24 protein-coding genes are annotated in these 24107 nt (G+C 70.1%); 15 read left to right on the top strand and 9 right to left on the bottom strand.

What is annotated here, in order from left to right; translation table 11 throughout:
- Positions 1–62: 62 nt before the first annotated feature.
- Positions 63–668 (top strand): dCTP deaminase, encoded by a 606-nt coding sequence (dcd, locus tag QNO11_RS15805; RefSeq protein ID WP_257507313.1) that lies wholly within the window; start codon positions 63–65, stop codon positions 666–668.
- A 55-nt stretch (positions 669–723) separates the two neighbouring features.
- Here dcd and QNO11_RS15800 read toward each other — a convergent pair whose 3' ends face one another.
- The gene (locus tag QNO11_RS15800; protein ID WP_257507314.1) at positions 724–1545 is read right to left on the bottom strand and encodes a MarR family winged helix-turn-helix transcriptional regulator; all 822 of its coding nucleotides are present in this window, start codon (positions 1543–1545) and stop codon (positions 724–726) included.
- A 115-nt stretch (positions 1546–1660) separates the two neighbouring features.
- On the opposite strand from QNO11_RS15800, the gene QNO11_RS15795 reads away from it, so the two are divergent.
- The gene (locus QNO11_RS15795; RefSeq protein ID WP_257507315.1) at positions 1661–2203 is read left to right on the top strand and encodes a MarR family winged helix-turn-helix transcriptional regulator; all 543 of its coding nucleotides are present in this window, start codon (positions 1661–1663) and stop codon (positions 2201–2203) included.
- A gap of 19 nt (positions 2204–2222) precedes the next feature.
- Here the strand turns inward: QNO11_RS15795 and QNO11_RS15790 are convergent, their stop codons facing one another.
- The 5 genes from QNO11_RS15790 to QNO11_RS15770 all read right to left on the bottom strand — a co-directional run bounded on the left by QNO11_RS15790 (position 2223) and on the right by QNO11_RS15770 (position 6615).
- Positions 2223–3635 carry an MFS transporter gene (locus QNO11_RS15790; RefSeq protein ID WP_257507316.1) on the bottom strand — a complete coding sequence of 471 codons (1413 nt, stop codon included), beginning with the start codon at positions 3633–3635 and terminating at the stop codon, positions 2223–2225.
- A gap of 64 nt (positions 3636–3699) precedes the next feature.
- Entirely contained in the window at positions 3700–4323 is a 624-nt protein-coding gene (locus QNO11_RS15785) for a signal peptidase I (RefSeq protein ID WP_257507317.1), read from the bottom strand.
- Entirely contained in the window at positions 4320–5258 is a 939-nt protein-coding gene (locus QNO11_RS15780; protein ID WP_257507318.1) for a hypothetical protein, read from the bottom strand. Before QNO11_RS15780 ends, QNO11_RS15785 begins: the two co-directional genes overlap by 4 nt.
- Before the next feature lie 88 nt (positions 5259–5346).
- Complete coding sequence (locus QNO11_RS15775) at positions 5347–5931, bottom strand: hypothetical protein (RefSeq protein WP_257507319.1); 585 nt, start codon at positions 5929–5931, stop codon at positions 5347–5349.
- 72 nt (positions 5932–6003) lie between these two features.
- On the bottom strand, positions 6004–6615 hold the full coding sequence (locus tag QNO11_RS15770; protein ID WP_257507320.1) for an alternate-type signal peptide domain-containing protein: 612 nt from the start codon (positions 6613–6615) through the stop codon (positions 6004–6006).
- A 411-nt stretch (positions 6616–7026) separates the two neighbouring features.
- Between QNO11_RS15770 and dnaK the strand changes: the two genes are divergently transcribed.
- The 7 genes from dnaK (at position 7027) to QNO11_RS15735 (ending at position 13575) form a co-directional block, all read left to right on the top strand.
- A complete protein-coding gene (gene dnaK, locus QNO11_RS15765; protein WP_257507321.1) occupies positions 7027–8895 on the top strand; it encodes a molecular chaperone DnaK in 1869 nt (622 codons plus the stop codon).
- An 11-nt stretch (positions 8896–8906) separates the two neighbouring features.
- Positions 8907–9533, top strand: a complete 627-nt coding sequence (locus QNO11_RS15760) for a nucleotide exchange factor GrpE (RefSeq protein ID WP_257507322.1) — start codon at positions 8907–8909, stop codon at positions 9531–9533.
- Between the two features lie 13 nt (positions 9534–9546).
- Positions 9547–10542, top strand: a complete 996-nt coding sequence (locus QNO11_RS15755; RefSeq protein WP_257507323.1) for a DnaJ C-terminal domain-containing protein — start codon at positions 9547–9549, stop codon at positions 10540–10542.
- A gap of 24 nt (positions 10543–10566) precedes the next feature.
- Entirely contained in the window at positions 10567–11010 is a 444-nt protein-coding gene (locus QNO11_RS15750) for a heat shock protein transcriptional repressor HspR (protein ID WP_257507324.1), read from the top strand.
- Between the two features lie 211 nt (positions 11011–11221).
- Positions 11222–12331, top strand: coding sequence for an alcohol dehydrogenase catalytic domain-containing protein (locus QNO11_RS15745; RefSeq protein WP_257507325.1), 1110 nt, complete (start codon positions 11222–11224; stop codon positions 12329–12331).
- Positions 12332–12361: 30 nt separating this feature from the next.
- Entirely contained in the window at positions 12362–13120 is a 759-nt protein-coding gene (locus QNO11_RS15740; protein ID WP_257507326.1) for an SDR family oxidoreductase, read from the top strand.
- Positions 13117–13575 carry a MaoC family dehydratase gene (locus QNO11_RS15735; RefSeq protein ID WP_257507327.1) on the top strand — a complete coding sequence of 153 codons (459 nt, stop codon included), beginning with the start codon at positions 13117–13119 and terminating at the stop codon, positions 13573–13575. The genes QNO11_RS15740 and QNO11_RS15735 overlap by 4 nt, the downstream gene beginning before the upstream one ends.
- A gap of 149 nt (positions 13576–13724) precedes the next feature.
- Here QNO11_RS15735 and QNO11_RS15730 read toward each other — a convergent pair whose 3' ends face one another.
- Together QNO11_RS15730 and QNO11_RS15725 are read right to left on the bottom strand one after the other, a co-directional pair.
- A complete protein-coding gene (locus QNO11_RS15730; protein WP_257507328.1) occupies positions 13725–14939 on the bottom strand; it encodes an acetyl-CoA C-acetyltransferase in 1215 nt (404 codons plus the stop codon).
- Complete coding sequence (locus tag QNO11_RS15725) at positions 14936–16174, bottom strand: acyl-CoA dehydrogenase family protein (protein WP_257507329.1); 1239 nt, start codon at positions 16172–16174, stop codon at positions 14936–14938. Before QNO11_RS15725 ends, QNO11_RS15730 begins: the two co-directional genes overlap by 4 nt.
- Positions 16175–16267: 93 nt before the next feature.
- On the opposite strand from QNO11_RS15725, the gene QNO11_RS15720 reads away from it, so the two are divergent.
- The 6 genes from QNO11_RS15720 (at position 16268) to QNO11_RS15695 (ending at position 22641) form a co-directional block, all read left to right on the top strand.
- Positions 16268–16909: a QsdR family transcriptional regulator gene (locus QNO11_RS15720; protein WP_257507330.1), complete on the top strand. Its 642-nt coding sequence runs from the start codon at positions 16268–16270 to the stop codon at positions 16907–16909.
- A 15-nt stretch (positions 16910–16924) separates the two neighbouring features.
- Entirely contained in the window at positions 16925–17338 is a 414-nt protein-coding gene (locus tag QNO11_RS15715; RefSeq protein WP_257507331.1) for an acyl-CoA thioesterase, read from the top strand.
- 217 nt (positions 17339–17555) lie between these two features.
- Positions 17556–18590, top strand: a complete 1035-nt coding sequence (locus QNO11_RS15710) for a phosphotransferase family protein (RefSeq protein ID WP_257507332.1) — start codon at positions 17556–17558, stop codon at positions 18588–18590.
- The gene (locus QNO11_RS15705; protein ID WP_257507333.1) at positions 18590–19816 is read left to right on the top strand and encodes an acyl-CoA dehydrogenase family protein; all 1227 of its coding nucleotides are present in this window, start codon (positions 18590–18592) and stop codon (positions 19814–19816) included. The genes QNO11_RS15710 and QNO11_RS15705 overlap by 1 nt, the downstream gene beginning before the upstream one ends.
- Before the next feature lie 112 nt (positions 19817–19928).
- A complete protein-coding gene (locus QNO11_RS15700; RefSeq protein ID WP_257507334.1) occupies positions 19929–21533 on the top strand; it encodes an AMP-binding protein in 1605 nt (534 codons plus the stop codon).
- Between the two features lie 112 nt (positions 21534–21645).
- A complete protein-coding gene (locus QNO11_RS15695) occupies positions 21646–22641 on the top strand; it encodes a hypothetical protein (protein WP_257507335.1) in 996 nt (331 codons plus the stop codon).
- A gap of 156 nt (positions 22642–22797) precedes the next feature.
- Here the strand turns inward: QNO11_RS15695 and QNO11_RS15690 are convergent, their stop codons facing one another.
- On the bottom strand, positions 22798–24105 hold the full coding sequence (locus QNO11_RS15690; protein ID WP_257507336.1) for an ABC transporter substrate-binding protein: 1308 nt from the start codon (positions 24103–24105) through the stop codon (positions 22798–22800).
- Positions 24106–24107: the final 2 nt, after the last annotated feature.

Raw genomic sequence — 24107 nt, 5'->3', positions numbered from 1 at the left:
GAGGCGACGCGGGCCCCAGCTTAGCAAAGCGATCCGGGTGGCCGCGCCGCTAGGCTGGGCGCGTGCTGCTCAGCGACCGCGACATCCGACTCGAGATCGACGGAGGCCGCATCGGCCTCGACCCGTGGCAGCCCGAGATGGTGCAACCATCGAGCGTCGACGTGCGGCTGGATCGCTACTTCCGGCTGTTCGACAACCACAAGTATCCGTTCATCGACCCGGCCGAGGATCAGCCCGACCTCACGCGCCTGATCGAGGTCGATGCCGCCGAGCCGTTCATCCTGCACCCCGGCGAGTTCGCGCTCGGTGCGACCTTCGAGCAGGTGAGCCTGCCCGACGACGTCGCCGCTCGCCTGGAGGGCAAGTCGTCGCTCGGACGCCTTGGCCTGCTCACGCACTCGACGGCCGGGTTCATCGACCCCGGCTTCACCGGGCACGTCACCCTGGAGCTGTCCAACGTCGCGACGCTGCCGATCAAGCTGTGGCCGGGCATGAAGATCGGACAGCTCTGCTTCTTCCGGCTGTCGTCGCCGGCGGAGAGTCCCTATGGCTCCGGCCCGTACGGCAACCGGTACCAGGGCCAGCGCGGACCGACGGCATCACGCTCGGCCCAGAACTTCCACCGCACCGACGTCGGCACGACCGACCTGGGCTCCCGCGGCGCCTGACTCAGGGCGGCGCCCGCGGTCGCGCCCAAACCACGCGAGCGGGTGGGTGGTCGGTTCAGGCGGCGTCGGATGCCTCGGGCGCGCTGCCGCGCTGGGCGGCGGCGAACCCGGCCTCGAAGCCCCGCTCGTAGCCGCGCTCCGCGGGGGAGAGGTCGCCGTGGCCGCAAGGCCCGTGGCCGCAAGGCCCGTGGCCGTGGCCGTGGGGGCCGTCGTGACCGTATTCGTGCCGGTGCGTGTGCTCGCCGGCATGCTGCCCGTGCCCGTGCCCGTGTCCGTGTCCGTGACCATGGGCGCTGCCGAAGCCGTGGTGGTGGTCGCCGTGCTCGTCCTCGCCGCCGAAACGGGGGCCGAATCCGGGGCCGAATCCGAAGCCGCGACCGAATCCGGGACCGAATCCGAACCCGCGGCCGCGCCGTCCCCGGCCGAAGCGACCGGGCGCTGGAAGGCTCTCGATGCCGCCGAACTCGCGGGCGATCGCCTCGAGCGCGTCCATCGTGACGGCGTACTGCTCTGGGGTGACGGCGCCGGCCACGCGGGCGCGCACGGCTTGGACTTTCTGCTCGATCCGCGCGGCCGCCTCGCGGCCCTCATCGGTGAGCGACCATTCGCCCTCGGCTTCGGCGACCCAGCCGAGGTCGGCCAGCACGCGTACGCGTTTGCCGCCCCGGGCGATCCGCTCACGCACCTGCGGCGGAAGGTCGACGGTGCCCGCGAGCGCGCCCAGCACCATCCATTCCCGGCGGGTGATTCCGTCCGCCTCCAGGGCGGTGTTGATCTCGCGGGTGATCAGGCGGTCGACGCCCCGCAGCCAGTAGCCCAGCGGGCGGTCTGCAGGGGACGTGTTCTCTGTGTTCTCTGTGTTCTCTGTGGTCTCCATGGGGAGGTCCTCTCTTCACGCGGCATCCAAACGGCCACGATGTATGTTTAATGACATGTATATGCAGTGTGACATGCAAATGGGAAGTATGTCAAGAAGCATGTAAATTCGAGGCATGTCCACATCGGATGCCACCAATCCCGCCGAAGCCATCGCCACGGCCCTCACCCGACTTCGAGGGCGCCGCGGTCCGCGCGGTCCGTGGGGTGACCCGAGCGAACGGGGCGGGCCGCATGGCGAACACGGTGGGATGCACGGAGGGCACGGGGGCCTGCACGGACCGCATGGTCCGTGGGCGCACGGGGGTGGACCGCGCTTCGGCGGCCCTGCACGCCTGCGGCTGATCGAAGCGCTCGCACAGGCATCCGAACCACTCAGCGTCAGCGAACTGGCCGAGCGGATCGGGGTGGATCAGCCCCGGGCATCGCGGCTGGTCCAGCAGGGCGTCGAGCTCGGGCTGGTGCGCCGGGAGGCCGACCCCGCCGATGCCCGACGCACGCGCATCGTGTTGACCGACGAGGGTCGCACGGCTGCGCGCGGGTTCCGCGGCGAGCGGATCGAGGCGGTGCGTACCGCGCTCGCCGACTTCTCGGATGCCGATGCGGCGGAGCTTGCCCGCCTTTTGAGCCGGTTCGCGCAGGCCTGGCCGCAGCGCTGATCCCGGACCGACCCGGCGGTCAGGCGGCCCGGGGCGGAGCCTTCACCGGCAGCAGCAGCAGGAAGCCGAGCGCCAGCACCACGACGATGCCCAGGATGCCGAACGACGTCGCCCCACCGAGGCTGATGAGCAGCGCCCACAGCAGCGAGGTCATCCAGCTCGCCGCGCGGCCGGTCGTGGCGTAGAGCCCGAAGATCTCGCCCTCGCGTCCCGCCGGCGTCAGCCGCGCCAGGAACGACCGCGACGCCGACTGCGCCGGCCCGACGAACGCGCAGAGGACCAGCCCGCCGATCCAGAACACCACCGTGCCGGCATCCACCAGGAGGAAGACGGCGGAGGCGGCGACCACCATGGCCGCCAGCGAGAACAGGATGATCACCTTCGGGCCGAGCCGGTCGTCCCAGCGCCCGACGATCAGGGTGGACAACCCGGCGATGAGGTTCGCGGCGATGCCGAAGATCACCAGCTCGATGAACTCGAACCCGTACACCTGGCCGGCGATGATGGCGCCGAAGGTGAACACGCCGCCGAGGCCATCACGGAAGACGGCGCTGGACAGCAGGAACCAGAAGGTCGGCCGCGAAACGGGTGAGCGGTACAGCGCCGTGACGTCGCGCACGAGCAGCTTGTATCCGCGCAGCAGTCCGACGCGACGCTCCGGGCGGCCGGCCGAGGGCTCTGGGACCCACAGGAAGATCGGGATGGCGAACGCCACCGTCCACAGCGCGCACCCGATGGCGATGATGCGGAACGGCAGTCCGCCGTCAGCGCTCAGGCCGAACCAGTCCGACATGTAGAAGACGACCACGAGGATCAGCGCGACGATGCCGCCGAGATAGCCGAAGCCCCACCCGAGGGCCGAGACGCGTCCGATCGTCCGGGGAGTGGCGATGCCGATGAGCATCGCGTTGTAGTTCACTCCGGCGATCTCGCTGAACACCGTGCCCGCCGAGATGAGGGCCACACCCAGCCAGAACAGCGCCGGCGCGGGCTCCACGAACCACAGCAGCGCCATGCTGACGACCAGCCCACCGGTGCCGATACCGAGCCACAGCTTCTGGCGCCCGGCCGCGTCGGCCTGCTGGCCTAGCACCGGCGCGATCGCCAGGATGAGCAGTCCCGCGATGGTCGTCCCCCAGCCGAGACCGGCCGCCAGCCCCGCCTCCGCGGTCTCCTTCACCGAGTCGCCGTCCGGAAGGGCGGCGATGTCAGCGGGGAGGAACGAATCCGTCGTGAGGTACAGCGCCGTGAAGATGAAGGTGAGGATCACGGTGTTGAACGGCTGCGCCGCCCAGTCCCACAGCGCCCACGACAGCACGGTGCGCGGCGGTGCGGGGCGCCCGGCACGCAATTGCAAGCCCATGACCTGCGGCAAGGCGTCGGTGTCGGCGGTGACGGGCACGTGTGGAGTCGCGCCGGGCGTGGTGCTCATCCGCGCACATTATCGTGATTGCGCGCGCAGGGCGCGGCGTGGCGCGCGGCGGCGGCTGCAGCGGTCACTGATCGGATGCCGCGGCGGCGCGTTTGCGGCGCTTGTCGCGCACCGCGACGACTCCGTTTCCCGCCGCGTAGAGGAACAGTCCGCCCGCTCCCAGCGCCACGACGACGTCGCGGGTGCTGCCCGTGAGGAAGTTGTTGACCCAGCCCAGCAGCGGCAGGCTGTACCAGAGCGTGCCGCGCACCTGCACCTCCCGCACCGGCTCGGGGTCGGGCACGTCGTTGTTGTCGCCCTGCGCGATGAAGGTCACCTCGTCGCCGGCGAAGGTCTTGGAGATCACCCGGTGGGTGACCACTGCCGACTCGCCGGAGCGGATCTGGTAGGTGATGACATCCCCGACCGCGATGTCCTCGACCGGGGTGGGCTTGGTGACGATGAGGGTGCCGGGGGGAAGGCCCGGCTCCATCGACTGCGTCAGCACCGTCATGGCGCTCCCGCCGACGACCGCCGGCAGCACGATCACCGCGATCGCGACGGCGGCGGTGAGGGTGAGCAGCGCCGCGCTGAGGGAGACCTTGAGGTAGTACCACAGGCTGCCTTCCCGCGAGGCGCGGAACGACCGGCGCGAGCCGAGGGCGGCACGGGCGGTGGTCTGTTTGGTGGGCGCGGCCATGGTGGTCATGAGACGCAGCTGAGCGCGGGGATAAGGATGAAGCCCCACGCCCAGCCACGGGTGATGGAGGTCTCCGCAACCTTCGAGGTCGTGCCATGGAGCGATTCTGTCGCCTCGACGGCGAGCCGGTAGGTGCCGTTACGACTCCACGCGTCGGGGCTGAGCTGCAGCGACGTCGCGGTGGTCGTCTGCGGCCCAAGTGTCACGCCCGGGTTCGCGACATCATAGACACGGTACGTCACCTGTGCCCCTGTGGGCTTGCTGGCTGGAGCTGTCCAGGAAATGGTGAGGTTCAAGGCGGCGTTGTCATTGCAGGCGAGCGCCTGGACCGGTCCGAGCCGGTAGACGGTCTGGGTCACGGAGGTGGCGGTCGCGGAGGTTGTCCAGCTGCTGCCCGCCACCGCACCGGCCACCGCGAAGGTCGCCGTGACCGTCTGCCCCGGCAACGTCGCGTCGGTGTTCGACGTGACGTTCGTCGCGACGCAGACGGTGGCCTTGGCGCCTGCGGCAAGCGTCTGAGCACCGGCGGGGAGTTTGGGGGCAACGTCGGCGAGGGTCGTCTCGACCTTGCCGGTGGGCGGGATCGGCTGATTGCACGGGTCGGCACCGGTGGCGGTCCCGACCCACATCGTCAGCTTCGTCGCCGCCGCGAGGGCGGCCGAGCTCCCGGCGGCGAGCGCGTTCGTGAGGCCGTACGCCAGCGGCGTCCCGCCGGTGTTGGCGATGACGAGTGCGCCCCGCACCGCGACGCCGGACTTAGGGCCGTTGAAGCTGTAGGTGGTGTTGAGGCCGCCGCTCAGGCTCGCGGTCGTCGCGGGTGACGCCGAGGATGCCGTAGCCGAGACTGAGGCCGATGCGGTCCACACCGCGACGGCGACGCCCGAGCCGCCGAGCACTGCGAAGGTGACCAGCGCGACGATGGGGCCGAGGTGGCGGCGGTTCATCGGAGCTCCTGCGTCCCGGAGATCGTGAGCGTGAGGGGGGACGCCGCGGCCCCGGCCGCGGCGGCGGGCCCGGAGAGGTGGCTGCGGGTCATGGACGAACCTGTATTCCCGTGATCGTGAGGGTGAGGGCGGATGCCGCGGCTCCTGCTGCTGCGGCCGGTGCATTCTGTGGCAGGCCCAGTCCCACGCACATTACGGTAGTCGCTGCGGGGGCCAGGGTGACGCGCAGGTCACCGGCGATGTCGGGGGCGACGCGGGTGGTCACCGTCGGGGCGACACGACCGGCCGCGCAGTCCGCCGTCGATGCGGCGACCCCGACCGTGACGACCAGCGCCCCAGTGAAGGCGTTGGTCGTGGCGCTCGACACGCTGTCGAGGCTCAAGGCGAGGGGGGTGGTGCCGGTGTTGCGCACGGCGCTCGAGCCGTAGACGGTGCGGCCGGGGTACAACCCCGTGGCCGACAGCTGCACGCCATCAGTGGACAGCTCGGCGGAACCGGCCTGCAGGGTGGCGGCGGCGGCCGCCGGGGCCGAGACCGACCAGGCGGCGTACGTGCCACCGCCGGCCAGCACGCCGCACACGATCGCCCCGGTGGTACCGAGTGTCGCCAGCAGCATCTTCACCGGCGCCGAGGTGCGGCGTCGGCGCGCGAGGCGGCGTGAACGGCGGGTCATCTCGACTGCTCCAGTGGATTGTGGGCGACGCGGAAACGAGGTCCGCCTCACTGTGGAGGCGGACCTCGTGGGTCACTCTGCTTCTGCGGGCAGCTGCGTGAGGGTGACGGCGAAGTCGCTGAGGTCGACGGAACCGTTCTTAGCGGCGTTGTGGTCGCCGTTGTCGAGGTCGGTGTCGGTGTCATCGAACGGGAAGGTGATCGTGGCGGTCACCTTGATGACCTGCTCGATGCCGTCGGGACCGGCAACTCCCGTGAAGGTCTGGTCGTGCTCGAGCTCGCCGATCCCTTCAGCCGAGAGCTGCGTCGTGGCCTTGAGGTACTCGGCAAGCGCCTCATCCTCGTCGTCATCCTCGACGGCCGGAGCGATCGACGCATTGGTCAGCCCGATCTGGCCGCGCAAGCTGTCACCCTTGGCGATGACCGTCATCGTCGTGGTGTAGGTGAGCACGTCACCCGGGGAGACGAGATAATCGGCGATGTTCTCCTCGTCCAGGAGGTCGGTGCCGTTGAAGCTCCACGTGCCCCCCTCCTCGCCAGGGAGGACCTCGAGGTTGCCGGCCGAGATGGTGGCGTCGGCGCCGGCTTGGGTGGAGCCGTTCCACGTGGCGAAGGTGCCGCCGCCGCCGAGCAGCAGGAGGACGCCGGCCGCGGTGGCGATGGAGGCCTTGGTGGTCTTGTTCATGATGTCTTCCTTCGTAGCGGCTCGGTGCCGCAGTTTTCGGGATGAGGGGTTTGTGGGCCCGGCACGCCGACGTGAACCTGTCGGCTTGGGCATTGCCTAGTTTTCGCCGCTGACCGCAAGACCCGTGCCGCTTCTGTGCGAGCAACCCGCAAGATCGGGGCAACGTCGGCTGAGCTGAGAAGCCACGACCCGCGAACCTCAAGGAACCCCCAAGAAAAGGTCGAGTCTGGGCCAACCGGCCGCCGTGACCCCTCTCTACGGCTGCTCATCATCGGCATCCGCCCGCCAAACTTGACACCTCACGACTCAAGTTCGATTGACATCGGAAACCCTGTCGCGTATCCTTGAGCCATCGCGACTCAGGTTGACGTCGCCCCGAGATTTTCAGATCCACACGAAGGAGAAACACACATGGCACGTGCAGTGGGAATCGACCTCGGAACGACCAACTCGGTCGTCAGCGTCCTTGAGGGCGGCGAACCGAAGGTCATCGCAAACGCCGAGGGCTTCCGCACGACCCCGTCGGTCGTCGCATTCACCAAGGACGGTGAGGTGCTCGTCGGTGAAACGGCCAAGCGCCAGGCCGTCACGAACGTGGACCGCACCATCACCTCCGTCAAGCGCCACATGGGCACCGACTGGAAGACGCAGTCGATCGACGGCAAGGCGTACACGCCGCAGGAGATCTCGGCCCGCATCCTGCAGAAGCTCAAGCGGGACGCCGAGCAGTACCTGGGTGACACCGTCACGGATGCCGTGGTCACCGTTCCCGCGTACTTCAACGACGCCGAGCGTCAGGCCACGAAGGAGGCCGGTGAGATCGCGGGCCTGAACGTGCTGCGCATCATCAACGAGCCCACCGCTGCCGCCCTGGCCTATGGCCTGGACCGCGGCAAGGAAGACGAGCTCATCCTCGTGTTCGACCTCGGTGGCGGCACGTTCGACGTGTCCCTGCTCGAGGTGGGCAAGGACGACGACTTCTCCACCATCCAGGTGCGCTCCACCGCCGGTGACAACCGCCTCGGTGGCGACGACTGGGACCAGCGTCTGGTCGACTTCCTCATCAAGCAGTTCAAGGACACCACCGGTGTCGACGTCTCGGGCGACAAGATCGCGCTGCAGCGTCTGAAGGAAGCCGCAGAGCAGGCCAAGAAGGAACTCTCCAGCTCCACCTCGACCAGCATCAACCTGCCCTACCTGTCGCTGACCGACTCGGGCCCCGTCTCGCTGTCGGAGACGATCACGCGCGCCAAGTTCGAGGACCTCACCAAGGACCTGCTCGACCGCACCAAGAAGCCCTTCGAGGACGTCATCCGCGAAGCCGGCATCAAGGTGGGCGACATCGACCACGTCGTGCTCGTGGGTGGCTCCACCCGCATGCCCGCCGTTTCGGAGCTGGTGAAGCAGGAGACCGGCAAGGAGCCCAACAAGGGCGTCAACCCTGACGAGGTCGTCGCCGTGGGCGCCGCCCTGCAGGCCGGCGTCCTCAAGGGCGAGCGCAAGGATGTGCTGCTGATCGATGTCACCCCCCTGAGCCTCGGCATCGAGACCAAGGGCGGCATCATGACCAAGCTCATCGAGCGCAACACCGCGATCCCGACCAAGCGCAGCGAGACCTTCACCACGGCAGACGACAACCAGCCGTCCGTGGCGATCCAGGTCTTCCAGGGCGAGCGCGAGTTCACCCGCGACAACAAGCCGCTGGGCACCTTCGAGCTCACCGGCATCGCGCCGGCTCCCCGTGGCATCCCGCAGGTCGAGGTCACCTTCGACATCGACGCGAACGGCATCGTGCACGTGTCCGCCAAGGACAAGGGCACCGGCAAGGAGCAGTCGATGACGATCACCGGCGGCTCGTCGCTGCCGAAGGAAGACATCGACCGCATGGTGCGCGAGGCCGAGGAGCACGCGGCCGAGGACAAGAAGCGCCGCGAGTCCGCCGAGACCCGCAACCAGGCCGAGACGCTGGCCTACTCCATCGAGAAGCTCATCAAGGACAACGACGACAAGCTGCCCGCCGACGTCAAGTCGGATGTGCAGGGTGACGTCGACGCTCTGAAGACGGCTCTGGCCGGCGATGACGACGACGCCGTGAAGACCGCGTTCGACAAGCTCAGCCAGTCGCAGGGCAAGCTGGGCGAGGCGATCTACGCCTCGGGCCAGGCTCAGGGCCAGAACCCTGACCCGGCGGCGACCGACCCGGGCAACGGCGAAGTGCCGAACCCCGAGGAGGACGTCATCGACGCCGAGGTTGTCGACGACGAGGACGAGAAGAAGTAGAGATCTCAGACATGACCGACAAGGACTTCGAAGAACCGATCGACGAGGTCCCCGGTGACAAGGGGTCGGAGGCTCAGGCCTCCGACCCCGAGTCGCAGGGGGCTGAGCCCGCGGCATCCGCTGCGGACGGCGACGGCGAACCCGAACTGACCATCGAAGACATCCTGGCCGCGGCGCAGTCCGCGGATGCCGCCGCTGCCGATGCACCGGCGCAGTCGGGTGCCGAGCCCGACCTGCTGGTGGATCTCAAGCGGGTGCAGGCCGAGTACGCCAACTACCGGCGTCGTACCGAGGAGCAGCGCGAGGTCGAATTGGAGCGGGCACGCGGTTCCGTGGCCCGGAGCCTGCTGCCGGTGCTCGACGATCTCGACCGCGCCGAGAAGCACGGCGACCTCACCGAGGGCAGTGTGCTGTCGGCGGTCGCCGACAAGCTGCGCGGGATCGTGAGCAAGCTGGGCGTGGAACGCTACGGCGAGGCGGGCGACGTGTTCGACCCGCAGCAGCACGAGGCGATCTTCCAGGCGCCGACCCCCGGCACGACCGATCCGACGATCCTCGAGGTCGTCGAGATCGGCTACCGGCTGGGCACGACCGAGCTGCGTCCGGCGAAGGTCGTCGTCGCGGTTCCGGCCGAGTAGGACGGGGGCATCGATGGCGAGTCAAGACTGGTTCGATAAGGACTTCTACTCCGTCCTCGGCGTGAGCAAGGACGTCAGCGATGCCGATCTGAAGAAGACGTACCGCAAGCTGGCACGCAAGTATCACCCTGATTCCAATCAGGGTGATGCTGCGGCGGAGGCGAAGTTCAAAGAGGTCAGTGAGGCGTATGCCGTGCTGAGCGACGCCGAGCAGCGTGCCGAGTACGACCAGATCCGCGCGATGGGGTCTGGTGCTCGCTTCACGGCGAGCGGGCAGGGCGCCGGCGGCTTCGAAGACGTCTTCAGCATGTTCGGTCAGGGCCGGGGCGGTCCGCGCACCCAGTCCACCGAGGACTTCGACGACATCTTCTCGATGTTCAACCAGCAGCAGGGCGGCAGGTTCGGCTCCGGCCGGTTCGGCCAGACCTCCGGCGGGTTCCGTGGATTCGGCGGTCCCACCAAGGGCAGCGACGTCACGGCACGCACGACGATCGACTTCGTCACCGCGACCAAGGGCGAGACGATCACCCTGGCAGGGGAGGACGGCAAGCCGTTCAAGGTCAAGATCCCCGCGGGCGTGAAGGACGGGCAGAAGATCCGGCTGCGCGGTCGGGGGCGCCCGTCGCTCGACGGCGGTGAGAACGGCGACATCGTGGTGACCGTTGCGGTGCGTCCGCACCCGGTGTTCACCCGGGAGGGTCTGAACCTGCGCGTCACCGTGCCGGTGACCTTCACCGAAGCCGTGCTCGGGGCGACCATCGAGGTGCCGACGCTCGGGGGCGACCCCGTGAAGTTGCGCGTCGCACCCGGCACGCCCTCCGGGCGCGTGCTGCGCGTCAAGGGGCGGGGCGTTGCCACCGCGAAAGGCACCGGTGACCTGCTCGCCGAGGTGCAGATCGCAGTGCCGGCGCACCTGGAGGGCGAGGCGAGGGAAGCCCTCGAACGCTTCCACGAACTCGAGCCCAAGGAGAACCCGCGCGCGGATCTCATGCAGAAGGCGCGCGGATAGGTGCTCGGCGGGGGAGGTGAGCGCGTGAACGACCAGGTCGACGAGGACAGCCCGATCTTCGCGATCGCGGTCGCCGCGGAACTGGCGGGCATGCATCCGCAGACCCTCCGCCAGTACGACCGCATCGGCCTCGTGGTGCCCGATCGCACGCGGGGCGGGTCACGCCGGTATTCCACGCGCCACGTGGCACAGTTGCGCGAAGTGGCACGCCTGTCTGCGGAGGGCATGAGCCTGCCGGCCATCTCGCGCATCATCGAGCTGGAGAACCAGGTGCGGGATCTACGCCGCCAGGTGCGCGACCTCGAGCACCGCGTGCGCGCGGAGATCGAGAACCGCCCCGGCGCCCGCGTGTTCGCCGCCGGCCCCAGCGGCGGGGTGGTCACGCTGCGCCACGGCAAGCGGGTGCGCCGCGCCACCGACATCGTGCTGTGGCGCCCGCGGCATCCGGACGACGACCAGCACGACTGAGCCGACTCACCCGGTACGACGGCCCCTCGCGTGTGCGGGGGGCCGTCTGCGTGCGTAGCTGCCGAGTGAGTATTGGTGCTGCCGAGTGAGTATTCGCGCTGCCGAGTGAGTATTCGTGCTGCCGAGTGAGTATTCGTGCCGGCGACATACCGCGCAGTCGGTATGCTGGCATCGCCCGATGGGGCGGCCGCAGGCGAACGAGGAGGTTCGGATGCAGATCACGGGAGCCGTGCTGGAGGTGTCTGGTGCCGCAGCGCCATTCGCGGCATCCCGGCCCTTCACTGTCGGGCTATTGGAACTCGCCGACCCCGGCCCGGGCGAACTGCTCGTGCGCATCGAGGCTGCCGGCGTCTGCCACTCGGACCTGAGCGTCGTCGACGGCAACCGCCGCCGCCCCACCCCGATGCTGCTCGGACACGAGGCCGCCGGCATCGTCGAAGCGGTCGGCGCGGGCGTCGAAGACCTGCGGCCGGGCGTGCGCGTTGTCATGACCTTCCTGCCGCGCTGCGGGGCGTGCGCCGGCTGCGCGACCGACGGCCGCCTGCCGTGCGAGGTGGGTTCCGCGGCCAACAACGCAGGCACCCTCGTCGGGGGCGGCATCCGGTTGCGGCGGGGGGCGGATGCCACGGAGCCGGTGTTCCACCACCTCGGAGTGAGCGGTTTCGCCACGCATGCCGTGGTCAGTCGCACCTCGGTGGTGCCGGTCCCGCCGGACGTGCCGGGGGAGATCGCGGCGCTGCTGGGCTGCGCCGTGCTCACCGGCGGCGGTGCGGTGCTCAATGCCGCCCGCCCGGCATCCGGATCGTCGATCGCGATCGTCGGACTCGGCGGGGTGGGGATGGCGGCGCTGCTGGTCGCGGTCGCGCTCGGCCTCGACGTCACCGGGGTCGACGCGGTGCCGGGCAAACTCGACCTCGCGCGGGAACTGGGTGCCGTCGCTGCGCTTTCGCCGGCGGATGCCGTGGCGCGCGGCATCCGCATGCCGGCCGTCATCGAGGCTGCCGGATCCGCGCGCGCGTTCGAGACCGCGGTGGCGCTGACCGCACCCGGCGGGACGACGGTGACCGTGGGGCTCCCGGCGCCGGACGCGCGGGCCACGGTGTCGCCGCTGCAGCTGACCGCCGAGGCGCGCACGGTCATCGGCAGCTACCTGGGTTCGGCGGTCCCGGCCCGCGACATCCCGCGGTTTATCGAGCTGTGGCGCGCGGGCCGGCTACCGCTGGAGCGGCTGGTGACCTCCCGCATCCGGCTCGACGACATCGACGCCGCGATGGACCGCCTCGCCGCCGGCGGCGAGCTGCGGCAACTCATCGTCTTCTGACCCTGCCATGCCCGACGAAAGGACCCCCGCATGACTCGTATCGCCCGTACCGCCATCGTCACCGGAGCCGCGCGCGGCATCGGAGCCGCGACCGCCCGACGTCTCGCCGCGGCCGGTCACGCCGTCGCGGTGCTCGACCTCGACGTCGCCGCGTGCGCGGACACCGTCGCCGCGATCGAAGCCGAGGGCGGCCGTGCGCTCGCCGTCGGTGCGAACGTCGCGGATGCGAGCGCCGCGGCATCCGCCGTCGATCGCATTGCGGCGCAGCTCGGTGCACCGACGATCCTCGTGAACAACGCGGGGATCATCCGCGACAATCTGCTGTTCAAGATGAGTGAGGATGACTGGGATGCCGTGCTGACGGTGCACCTGCGCGGGGCGTTCCTCATGACCAAGGCCGTGCAGGCGCACATGGTCGAGGCCGGCTGGGGGCGCATCGTCAACCTGTCGTCGACCTCGGCGCTGGGCAACCGCGGGCAGGCGAATTACGCGGCGGCGAAGGCGGGGATGCAGGGGTTCACCAAGACCCTCGCGATCGAGCTGGGGCGGTACGGCGTGACGGCGAATGCCGTGGCGCCTGGGTTCATCCAGACCGACATGACCCGGGCGACCGCTGAGCGGATGGGGGTGCCGTTCGAGGATTTCGTTACCGCGATGGCGGCGGAGATCCCGGTCGGGCGCGGCGGCACGCCCGACGACGTGGCCGCGGCCGTGGCGTTCTTCACGGCCGAGGATGCCGGGTTCATCTCGGGTCAGGTGCTGTACGTCGCGGGTGGGCCGCGGGCATGAGCGTTCAGGTGTCGTCGCCGGGGTCGCTTGCCGCGGTCGTGGGGGCCGTGGCGACGGGGGAGTGGTTCGAGATCACGCAGGAGCGGATCGCGGCGTTCGCCGACGCGACCGAGGATCGGCAGTGGATCCACCTGGATGTCGAGCGGGCGGCATCCGGTCCCTTCGGGGGGACGATCGCGCACGGATACCTGACGCTGTCGCTGCTGCCGCGGCTGACCGACGGGTTGCTGCAGGTGGGCGGGGTCGCGATGGCGGTGAATTACGGCCTCGACAGGGTGCGGTTCCTGCAGCCGGTGCGCGCGGGGGCGCGCGTGCGGGCGGTGACGGAGCTCACCTCTGCGGACGAGACTGCCCAGGGGGTGCGGGTGGGGATGCGCACGACCGTCGAAATCGAGGGGGCTCGCAAGCCCGCGCTGATCGCCGAGACGCTGGCGCTCCTCGTCGCTGCCGAGTGAGTATTCGCGCCCTCGAGTGAGTATTCATACTGCCGAGTGAGTATTCGTCCGCCCTCAGAGCGGATGCCGACGAGTACTCACTCGGCAGCAGCAATACTCACTCGACGCGACGAGTACTCACTCGGCAGCAGCAATACTCACTCGGCAGCTCACTCGCGGGCGAGGATCAGCGACATGCCCTGGCCCCCGCCGACGCACATCGTCTCGAGGCCGTAGCGACCACCCGTCGAGGCGAGCCCGTTGATCAGCGTCGACGTGATCCGTGCGCCCGTCATCCCGAACGGATGCCCCACCGCGATCGCGCCGCCGTGCACGTTCAGCCGCGAATCGTCGATGCCCAGCTCCCGCGCCGACGGGATCACCTGCGCCGCGAACGCCTCGTTGATCTCGACCAGATCCATGTCGTCGATTCCGAGTCCAGCCCGCGCCAGCGCCTGCCGCGACGCCTCCACCGGCCCGAGCCCCATGATCTCCGGCGACAGTCCGCTCACTCCCGTCGACACGATCCGCGCCAGCGGCTGCAGCCCGAGCTCGTTCACCACCCGCTCCGAGACGATCACCACCGCCGCGGCCCCGTCGTTGAGCGGACAGCAGTTGCCCGCCGTCACCGTGCCGTCGGGGCGGAACACCGGGTCGAGCCCCGCGAGCGCCTCGACCGTCACGCCCGCCCGCGGGCCGTCATCCGCGCTCACGACCCGCCCGTCGGCGAGCGTCACGGGCGTGATGTCGCGCGCCCAGAACCCGGACGCGATCGCCGTCTCCGCCCGCTGCTGCGACCGCGCCGCGAAGGCATCCTGCTCCTCGCGCGTGACCCCGTGCACCTGGGCCACGTTCTCGGCGGTCTGCCCCATCGCGATGTACGGGTCGGGTAAGTCCCCAAACGAAAGCGGGTCGGCCCACACCGGCGCCCCCGCCGCACTACGCGCGGCCGTCCGCGCCGCGGCATCCGCGAACACCGGATTCACCGCATCCGGCAGGTCGGCGAACCCGTACGCGTACTGCGACACCGACTCCACCCCGGCCGAGACGAACACGTCACCCTCGCCCGCCTTGATCGCATGGAACGCCATCCGTGTCGTTTGCAGCGACGACGAGCAGTACCGGTTCACGGTCGTGCCCGGCACGGCATCCCACCCCAGCAGCACGGCGACGATTCGCGCCAGGTTCATGCCCTGCCGGCCTGCGGGCTGCCCGGTCCCGAGCATCAGGTCGTCGATGCGCGCGGGGTCAAGGGAAGGCACCTGCGCGAGCGCGGCTCGCACCATCTGCGCCGCGAGGTCGTCGGGGCGCACGTCCGCGAGCGACCCCTTGCGCGCGCGTCCGATGGGCGAGCGGGCCGTGGCGACGATGTATGCCTCGCTCATGAGGTGAACGCCTGGATGCCGGTGATCTCGCGCCCCACGATCAGGGTGTTCATGTCGTGGGTCCCCTCGAACGTGTAGATCGCCTCCGCATCGCAGAACGCCCGCGCGGCGCCGTAGTCCAGCGTGATGCCGTTGCCGCCCATCACCTCGCGGCACAGCGCGACGGTCTCCCGCATCCGCGACGAGACGAACGCCTTCGCCATCGCCGACTGTGCGTCGGTCTGCGCGCCCTCGTCCTGCAGCTGCGACACCCGCGTGCACAGCGCCAGACACGCGGTGATGTTCGACAGCGCGGTGGCGAGCTTGTGCTGCACGAGCTGGAACGACGCGATCGGCTTGCCGAACTGCTCCCGGGAGCCGGCGTACCGCACCGCCGCCTCGTAGGCTCCGATGCCGTTGCCGAGCGCCTGCCAGGCGACCTCGGCGCGGGTGAGCCGCAGCACGACGGCGACCTCGGTGAACGATGCGATCCGCTGCAGCCGCAGCGAGTCCGGCACGACCACGCCCGACAGGGTGATGTCGGCGTTCTCGACGGCCCGCAGGGACTGCTTGCGCTCGATCTTGGTCGCCGTGTAGCCCGGGGTGGATGTCGGGACGATGAATCCCTTCATCTCATCGTCGGCGGTGTCGCGCGCCCACACCACGGTGATGTCGGAGAACGCCGCGCTGCCGATCCACCGCTTCGCGCCGTCGATCACCCACTCGTCCGTGCCGTCAGCCCCGGCCCGGCGCGTCGCCGTGGTCTGCAGTCCCCGCGCGGTGTCCGACCCCGACAGCGGTTCGGTCAGCGCGAACGCGCCGACGAGCTCGCCGCGCGCCATCGGCGGCAGCCACTGTGCCCGCTGTTCGTCGGAGCCGCCGACCCAGATCGCGTTCATCGCCAGGCCGCTGTGCACTCCCATGAACGTCGCCGTCGAGGCATCCACGCGCGAGATCTCCAGCGCGACCCAGCCGCGATACAGCGCACTGTTGTCGTACTGCGCGACCTCGGGGATGCCGGCACCGAGCATGCCCAGCTCGGCAAACCGCGGGAACAGATGCCGCGGGCTCTCCGCGCGTTCCCAGAACTCATCGGCGCGTGGGGCCACCTCGTTCCCGAGAAAGGCACGGATGCGGCCCAGCTGCGCCCGCTCGGCGTCCGTCAGCGCGGACTGCAGGTCGTAGAAGTCGGCGTCGAGGCGCGTCGCGGGCGGCGCATCGGCGCGCTCGGTGGGGCCTGACAGGGTGAGCGCCATCGCGTCTCCGATCGTCGGTGATCCGGTGTGCCGCCCATCATGCAACATTTCTGTGAATGTTGCATCCATCGCCGTCGACGATAGAGTTCCGGCATGTCCCTGCCCGCGCCCGAGGCCGTCGTCACCATCGCGACGGTGGGGGTGGATGCCGCCCCCTCCTGGCTCTCGGAGCGGATGGCATCCCACGCCGACTCTCGCCGCGCGTTCTACCTCGCGCGGCAGCAGTTCATCGCCGGGAACCGCATCGACATGGGTGGCCTGGCCGCCGCGCTCGGCGTGGACCGCACGTCGCTGTTCCGCTGGGTCGGCAACCGCGACGCGCTGCTGAGCGAGGTGCTGTGGTCCCTCGCGATGCCGACGCTCGTGCAGGCCGACCGGGCCACACTCGGGCGCACCGGTGCTGACCGGCTGGCGGAACTGCTCACCCACTTCGTCGCCGATCTGAACCAGGCGCCGTACTTCCGGGAGTTCCTGCGCCGCGAGCCCGCTCGTGCGCTGCGGCTGCTCACCACCACGGAGAGCGAGATCCAGCGGCGCTACGTCGCGACGGCGGAGTGGCTCGTGCGTGCCGAGCTCGGCGACCAGCCGCTGGGCGGCGCGATCGACGTGCACAGCCTCGCATATCTGCTCGTGCGAGTGTCGGAGTCGTTCACGTACGCCGACCTCATCGCCGGCGACCGGCCCAGCGCCGACCGCGCGCGTGCCGCGTTCCGCTTGTTGCTGCGCGCGGACTGACACCCAGGAGGACCCATGACGCACTACGGCGTGCGCCGCCCGTTCGCCACCCGCTGGCGCGACAACGACCAGTACGGGCACCTCAACAACGTCGTCTACTACGAGGCGATGGACACCGCGGTCAACGCCTGGATGATCGCCGAGGGCGGCCTCGACCCGGCGTCGTCGCCCGCCATCGCGCTCGTGGTCGCCTCGTCGTGCGACTACCGCGCGCCGGCATCGTTCCCCGAGCCTCTGGAGGTCGGCATCGCGGTGGAGCGGCTCGGCGCCACCAGCATCACGTGGGCGCTGGGGATCCTCCGCCCCGGCGAGGACGACCCCATCGCCGTCGGGCGGTTCGTGCACGTGTTCGTGGATGCCGCGACTCGCCGGCCCGTACCCGTTCCGACCGACGTGCGCGACGCGGTACAGGCGCACCTGCTCGGCTGAGCCCCGCGGGGGTCGAGCCGGGTTCCGTGGGGTTCGGTGCCGGATACGCGCCCCGAACCGGGGGGTTCGGGGGTTCGGTGCCGGATACGCGCCCCGAACCGGGGGATTCGGGGGTTCAGTGCCCGATACGCGCCCCGAACAGGCGAGGGTTGGACGCAAACCGACCAGGCGGTATGCTCGGGGGGCGTCGCGGTGCGGCGCGGGGAAGGGGTCGACGATGACCGACGTGCCGGGGCTCGACGCGCAGGCCCTGACGGCGTGGCTCGCCGCCGCGCACCCGGATCTCGCGGACCCCGACAGCGACCTCACCGCAACCGTGATCGCGGGCGGCCGCAGCAACCTCACCTACGCGATCGAGGGCGCCCGACACCCCCTGGTGCTGCGCCGCCCGCCGCTCGGGCACGTGCTGGCCAGCGCGCACGACATGCGCCGCGAGCACCGCGTGATCTCGGCGCTCGCCGACACGCCCGTGCCCGTCCCGGTCGCCATCGACATCGTCGACGACACCGGCGGGGACATCACCGGCACCACCTTCTTCCTGATGGAGCGCGCCCCCGGGCGGGTGCTGTCGACTCCCGCGCACAACGCGCCGTATTCGCCGGCGGGACTGCGGGAGCTGAGCGTCGACCTCGTGCGGACGCTCGCCGATCTGCACGCCGTGGATGCGGCATCCGTGGGTCTGCCCGACTTCGGCCGGGCAGACGGCTACCTGAGCCGGCAACTGGCCACGTGGCGACGGCAGCTGGACGCGTCCCGGTCGCGCCCGACGCCCGCGCTCGACGAATTGCAGGAACGACTGGGGGAGGGGATGCCGCAGACTCGCCGCTCCGGGATCGTGCACGGCGATTACCGACTCGACAACGCCCTCGTCGACGGGCCGGCGCCGCGGCTGTCAGCGATCCTGGACTGGGAGATGGCCACGCTCGGGGATCCGCTCGTGGACCTCGGGATCTTCGCGCTGTACTGGGACATCGCGACGTTCCCGGACGCGTTCGGCGGCGCGATCCCCAGCGCCGTCGACCCGGCGGCGGGCTACCCGGGATTCGACGAGCTCGCCGAGGAGTACGCCCGCCGGGCCGGCGTGGACCTGCCCGCCCTTGGCTGGTACCGCGCGTTCGCGGCGTACAAGCTCGCGGTGATCCTCGAAGGCATCCACTACCGGTTCCGCTCCGGCGACACCGTCGGTGACGGCTTCGACGCCATGGGCGCGCTGGTGGAACCACTCGCCCGGCAAGGACTGGAGGCACTCTGATGGATTTCGCGCTCGATGAGACCACTCGCGACCTCGCTGCACGGGCGCGCGCATTCGTCGATGAACACGTGCTGCCGGCGGAGGCGGTGCTGCAGGCGCAGCTGGCTGCCACGCCCGACCAGTGGGGGTTCCGCCCGATTGTGGCGGAGCTGCAGGCGCGTGCCCGGGAGGCGGGGCTGTGGAACCTGTTCCTGCCGGGAAAGCACGGGGCGGGGCTGACGAACCTGCAGTACGCCCCGCTCGCCGAGATCACCGGGTGGAGCCCGCGGCTGGCGCCGGTGGCGTTCAACTGCGCAGCTCCCGACACCGGCAACATGGAGGTGCTGCACGATTTCGGCACGCCCGCGCAGCAGGAGCGGTGGCTGCAGCCGCTGCTGGACGCGCGCATTCGCTCGGCGTTCTGCATGACCGAGCCCGATGTGGCCTCCAGCGACGCCACCAACATCGAAACGCGCATCCGGCGGGACGGTGACGAGTACGTCGTGACGGGGCGCAAGTGGTGGTCGACGGGGGCGATGAATCCGGATGCGGCGATCTTCATCGTCATGGGCAAGACCGATCCGGATGCCGAGCGCCACCGGCAGCAGTCGATGATCCTGGTCCCGCGGGACGCGGTGGGCGTGCAGGTCGTGCGAGCGCTGACGGTGTTCGGCTACGAGGATCGCGACCACGGCGGGCACGCCGAGGTGGTGTTCGGCGATGTGCGCGTGCCGGCGTCGAATCTGCTTGCCGGGGAAGGGGACGGTTTCGCGATCGCGCAGGCGCGGCTGGGGCCGGGGCGCATCCACCACTGCATGCGGGCACTGGGCACCGGCGAGCGGGCCCTGGCGCTGATGACCGCACGCGCGAACGAGCGGGTCGCGTTCGGGCGCACCCTGGGGGAGCAGGGGGTGATCCGCGAGTGGATCGCCGAGGCGCGCATCGAACTGGAGGCGCTGCGGCTGCTGGTGCTGAAGACCGCGTGGCTCATGGACACCGTCGGCAACCGCAACGCGATGACCGAGATCCAGGCGATCAAGATCGCGGTGCCGCGCGCGGTGCAGCGGATCCTCGACCGGGCGATCCAGGTGTTCGGCGGCGCGGGCGTGTCCCAGGACACCCCGCTGGCCGAACTGTTCGCCGGCATCCGGACCCTTCGGATCGCCGACGGCCCCGACGAAGTACACCTCAATAGCCTGGGCCGCGCCCAGCTCCGCTCCCGAGTGAGTATTCCTGCCCGCGAGTGAGTATTCGCGCTCTCGAGTGAGTATTCGCACCGCCGAGTGAGTATTCGCGGTCGCGAGTGAGTACTCGAGCCCGTTCCGTACAGCTGTTCCGTTCAACGATGAAAGGACCACCGTGACTCACCGACCCGACCCCGCGATCGACGATCCCGGCTTTGCGACCCTCTCGGTCGCCAGCATCCTCGCCGAATCCGCCTGGCGCCACGCCGACCGCCCCGCCCTGCATTTCGCCGGGACCACCACGACGTACGCCGACCTCTGGGACCAGGCCCGTGCCTATGCCGGTGCCCTGCGCGATCGCGGCATCCGCCCCGGGAGCCGCGTCGCGATGATCGTGCCGAACGTGCCCGACTTCGCCCGCGTGTATTACGCCGCGCTCGCGCTGGGCGCGGTCGTCGTGCCGGTGCATCTGCTGTTCAAGGCGGACGAGATCGCATACGTGCTGCGGGATGCCGAAGCCGACCTGTTCGTCGTCGCCGCACCGCTGCTCGGCGAGGCGCTCCCCGCCGCGATGGCCACCGGCACCCCCGTGGTGACGGTACTGCTGCCGCCGGACACTCCGCCGCCGGCCGGTGATCTGCCGCGCCTGGAGGCCGAGGCGGCCGTCGCCGAGCCGATCGCCCGGCTGACCCCGACGCGTCCGACCGACCCGGCGACGATCCTGTACACCAGCGGCACCACCGGCACCCCGAAGGGGGCCGTCGGCTCGCATCTCGCCCTCGTCGAACAGGTGCACTGCACCCTCATCGACTCCTTCGATGTGCGCGCCGCGGACGTCGTGTTCGGCGGGCTGCCGCTATTTCATACCTTCGGGCAGACGGCCGTGATGAACGTGGCGTTCCGCGCAGGGGCATCGATCATCCTGCTGCCGCGGTTCGACGCCGACGACGCGCTGCAGCTGATGATGGCGCACGGGGCGACGGTGTTCACCGCCGTGCCGACGATGTATGTCGGCATGCTCGAGGCGGCCAGGCGAGTGGATGCCAGACCGCCGCTGCGCTACGCCGTCTCGGGGGGTGCGGCCCTGCCGGTCGCGGTGCTGGAGGCGTTCCGCGACGCGTACGGCGCGGATGTGCACGAGGGGTACGGGCTGACCGAGACCGCGCCGATCGTGTCGTCGAACACGCTCGCCGAGCCGATCCGTCCTGGCACTGTGGGGCGCGCACTGTGGGGGGTCGACATCGCCATCGCCGATCCGGAACACGAAGAAGCGGTGCTGCTGCTCGACGATCCCGACGCGCTCGGGGAGGTCGTCGTGCGCGGGCACAACCTGTTCAAGGGGTATCTCGGTCGACCGGATGCCACGGCGGCGACCGTCGTCGACGGCTGGTTCCGCACGGGCGATCTGGGGAAGTACGCCGAGGGCGTGCTCACGATCGTGGACCGCAAGAAGGACATGATCGTGCGGAGCGGCTACAACGTGTACCCGACCGAGGTCGAGGCGGTGATCGCGCGGCATCCGGGTGTCGCCGTCGCCGCCGTGTTCGGCGTGCACGACGAGTTGCGCGGGCAGGAAGTGCACGTGGCGGTGGTGCCGCACGACGGGCAGAGCATCGATGCGGCCGAGCTGATCGCGTTCACGCGCGACCGGATCGCGGCGTACAAGTATCCGCGGGTGGTGCATGTGGTCGCCGCGCTCCCGCTCGGCGGGAGTGGCAAGGTGCTCAAGCGCGAGCTCGTCGCCCAGTTCACGCCCGCCCCCGCGGCGGCCGCCGAGTGAGTATTCGCGTCGCCGAGCGAGTATTCCTCCCCAGCAACCGATCCGGCGCCACCGTCCACGGAACGGGCTTGAGCGCGCCCGGTGACGACCGGCATCCGGTCATGATCGGCGCATGACACTCGACACCATCGCCACCAGCCCGATTTCGTCCGAACTTCTCCTGCGCGAGCAGACGCGGCACGAGGTGCGCCAACGCCTCGCGCGCGGGACGCTCGCCCGCCTCCACGGCGAGTGGGAACTGACCGCCGAGGAGTACGCCTCCCTCTACGCCGAGGAGCAGCACCGCATCGCCGTCGCGACCACTGCGCGTGCGATGCGCACCGACGGCGCCGTCTTCTCCCATGCCAGCGCCGTCGTGGTCCACGGCCTCCCGCTGTTCCGCACGCGGCCCCGGCGCGTGCACGTCACGATGCGCGCCGGGGCGGCGACGCGGTCGCATCCGTTGGTGTTCCGCCATCGCGACTCGCTGGCCGAGGAGGACATCGTGCTCGTGGACGGCCTGCTGGTCACCTCGCTCGAGCGCACCATCATCGACGCCATCCGCTCGCTGCGGCTGGAAGCGGCGCTCGTCGTCGCGGATGCCGGCCTGCGTCGGGTGGCCTGGAATGAGGAGACGCAGACGTACGACGAGGATGCCGCGGAGCGCTTCCGCGCTCGGCTGTGGCAGCGCGTATTCCGGATGCCGGGCGCACGCGGCATCCGCCAGGCGCGATGGGTGCTCGAACTCGCCGACGGGCGCGCGGAGAGTCCCGGCGAAACGGTCGGACGGCTGTATCTGCTCATGCTGGGGTTCGCGCAACCGCGCCTGCAGGTGTCGGTGCCGGGCCCGAGCCGGGGCAGTTTTCGATTGGATGCCGGACTGGAGGACGTCGCCTACTGGTGGGAGTTCGACGGTCTGGTGAAGTACACCGACCCGGCGATGACCGGTGGGCGGACGCCGGCTGAGGTGCTCAAGCGGCAGCAGTGGCGGCAGGACTGGATCACGGCCACGACGGGCTGGCCGTTCACCCGCTGCGGGTGGGAGCACCTCGACTCGCTCACCGCGTTCGCCGCGAAGCTCAAGGCGGATGGGGTGCCGCTGCCGCGAGCGCACGTCCTGCCGCTCTGAGCCGCGAATACTCACTCGACGCGACGAATACTCACTCGGCAGCGCGGATACTCACTCAGCACTGCGGGGAGGCCGCGTACGACCTCCCCGCAATACTCACTCGCGACCGCGAATACTCACTCGCGACCGCGAATACTCACTCGACAGCGCAAATACTCACTCGCCGGGGACGGCGGCGTTCGACAGCGGCACGGGGGACGGCTCCACCGCGGACACGGCGCCGTCGCGCACTTCGTACGTCGCGTCGAGGTAGTCCTGCACGCCCTGGTCGACCGTGGTGATCCCGACCCCGAGGTAGGCGGCGTGGCTGTCCGGGCCGAACGCGAGCGGCAGGATGCCGTTGCCGACCAGGTCACCGGAGGAGACCGCCTCGACCAGGGCCTCGCGCGTCGGGTCCTCACCGGCGGCCGCGAGGGCCTCGGCGAACAGGTACGCCACGCTCATGCCGTAGATCGTGTTGCCGTCGAAGGGAGCGGCGTCGTTGAACTCGTCGTTGATCTCGCGGAACAGCGTGACCCACTCGTCGTCGGCCATCGGCAGGTAGTTCGTGCCGGTGAAGCCCTGCAGCACCTTCGGAGCGACGTCCTCGCCGAGGTAGCCGACCAGCGTCGGGTAGTCGGCGCCCGACGACGAGGAGAACCACTGCGGGAACCAGCCCAGCTGGGCGGCCGTCCCCACCGCGAGGGCGGTGAAGCCGTTGATCGTCGCCAGCGCGACGATCTCGCAGCCCGCGGCCTGCAACGCGCCGATCTGGGCGGTGACGTCCTGGTTCGACACCGAGTACCGCTGCGTCTCGGTGATGCCGTCCGCCCCGACAGCCAGCTCGACGCCTTCGATGAACTCGTCACCGAAATCGTCGTCCTGCCCGAGCACGCACACGCTCTTGTCGGGGAACTCGTCGGCGGCGTACTGCCCGAGTGCGGCACCCTCCACGACGTAGTCGGCGTTGAAGCCGAACGTGTTCGGGTACGTGTCAGGCTGGTTCCACGACGTCGACCCCGACGCGACGAACAGGTCGGGCACCGAGTTCTGGTCGAGGAACTCCAGCACCGACTGGTGCGTGGCGGTTCCCAGGCCGTTGAGGATCGCGAACACCTCGTCCTGCTGCACGAGTTCGCGCACGGCCGTCTGCGTGTTGGCCGGGTTGTACCCGTCGTCCTTGACGATGAACTCGATCGTGCGCCCGTTCACACCGCCCTGGTCGTTCAGGTAGTCGAAGTAGGCGCTCGCCGCCGCCGAGATCGAGGAGTACCCCGCCGCGGCGGGTCCGGTCAGCGGCGTGTGCGTGCCGATGGTCACCGTGGTGTCGGTGACGCCGGTGCTGTCGCCTTCGGCGGCGGCGGGGTCGTCGGACGGGGCCGTCGGCGTGCTGCACGCGGCGAGGCCGACGATGAGGGCGGATGCCGCGATCAGCCCGCCCGTTCGACGGACGGCAGAGCGCGGCGCTGGGCTCTGGTGGGACATGG

The organism is Microbacterium sp. zg-B96 (assembly GCF_030246865.1).
Classification (GTDB): domain Bacteria; phylum Actinomycetota; class Actinomycetes; order Actinomycetales; family Microbacteriaceae; genus Microbacterium.
The sequence above is the reverse complement of the archived record's forward strand: the minus strand, read 5'-3'. Positions and strand labels throughout refer to the sequence as shown.

Coding starts and splice junctions, on each gene's coding strand:
- QNO11_RS15770 (WP_257507320.1), bottom strand. CDS start 6,615: ATGAACAAGACCACCAAGGCCTCCATCGCCACCGCGGCCGGCGTCCTC.
- QNO11_RS15790 (WP_257507316.1), bottom strand. CDS start 3,635: ATGAGCACCACGCCCGGCGCGACTCCACACGTGCCCGTCACCGCCGAC.
- QNO11_RS15705 (WP_257507333.1), top strand. CDS start 18,590: ATGGATTTCGCGCTCGATGAGACCACTCGCGACCTCGCTGCACGGGCG.
- QNO11_RS15720 (WP_257507330.1), top strand. CDS start 16,268: ATGTCCCTGCCCGCGCCCGAGGCCGTCGTCACCATCGCGACGGTGGGG.
- QNO11_RS15775 (WP_257507319.1), bottom strand. CDS start 5,931: ATGACCCGCCGTTCACGCCGCCTCGCGCGCCGACGCCGCACCTCGGCG.
- QNO11_RS15710 (WP_257507332.1), top strand. CDS start 17,556: ATGACCGACGTGCCGGGGCTCGACGCGCAGGCCCTGACGGCGTGGCTC.
- QNO11_RS15755 (WP_257507323.1), top strand. CDS start 9,547: ATGGCGAGTCAAGACTGGTTCGATAAGGACTTCTACTCCGTCCTCGGC.
- QNO11_RS15780 (WP_257507318.1), bottom strand. CDS start 5,258: ATGAACCGCCGCCACCTCGGCCCCATCGTCGCGCTGGTCACCTTCGCA.
- QNO11_RS15785 (WP_257507317.1), bottom strand. CDS start 4,323: ATGACCACCATGGCCGCGCCCACCAAACAGACCACCGCCCGTGCCGCC.
- QNO11_RS15795 (WP_257507315.1), top strand. CDS start 1,661: ATGTCCACATCGGATGCCACCAATCCCGCCGAAGCCATCGCCACGGCC.
- QNO11_RS15690 (WP_257507336.1), bottom strand. CDS start 24,105: ATGTCCCACCAGAGCCCAGCGCCGCGCTCTGCCGTCCGTCGAACGGGC.
- QNO11_RS15760 (WP_257507322.1), top strand. CDS start 8,907: ATGACCGACAAGGACTTCGAAGAACCGATCGACGAGGTCCCCGGTGAC.
- QNO11_RS15745 (WP_257507325.1), top strand. CDS start 11,222: ATGCAGATCACGGGAGCCGTGCTGGAGGTGTCTGGTGCCGCAGCGCCA.
- QNO11_RS15735 (WP_257507327.1), top strand. CDS start 13,117: ATGAGCGTTCAGGTGTCGTCGCCGGGGTCGCTTGCCGCGGTCGTGGGG.
- QNO11_RS15740 (WP_257507326.1), top strand. CDS start 12,362: ATGACTCGTATCGCCCGTACCGCCATCGTCACCGGAGCCGCGCGCGGC.
- QNO11_RS15725 (WP_257507329.1), bottom strand. CDS start 16,174: ATGGCGCTCACCCTGTCAGGCCCCACCGAGCGCGCCGATGCGCCGCCC.
- QNO11_RS15800 (WP_257507314.1), bottom strand. CDS start 1,545: ATGGAGACCACAGAGAACACAGAGAACACAGAGAACACGTCCCCTGCA.
- QNO11_RS15715 (WP_257507331.1), top strand. CDS start 16,925: ATGACGCACTACGGCGTGCGCCGCCCGTTCGCCACCCGCTGGCGCGAC.
- QNO11_RS15730 (WP_257507328.1), bottom strand. CDS start 14,939: ATGAGCGAGGCATACATCGTCGCCACGGCCCGCTCGCCCATCGGACGC.
- dnaK (WP_257507321.1), top strand. CDS start 7,027: ATGGCACGTGCAGTGGGAATCGACCTCGGAACGACCAACTCGGTCGTC.
- QNO11_RS15695 (WP_257507335.1), top strand. CDS start 21,646: ATGACACTCGACACCATCGCCACCAGCCCGATTTCGTCCGAACTTCTC.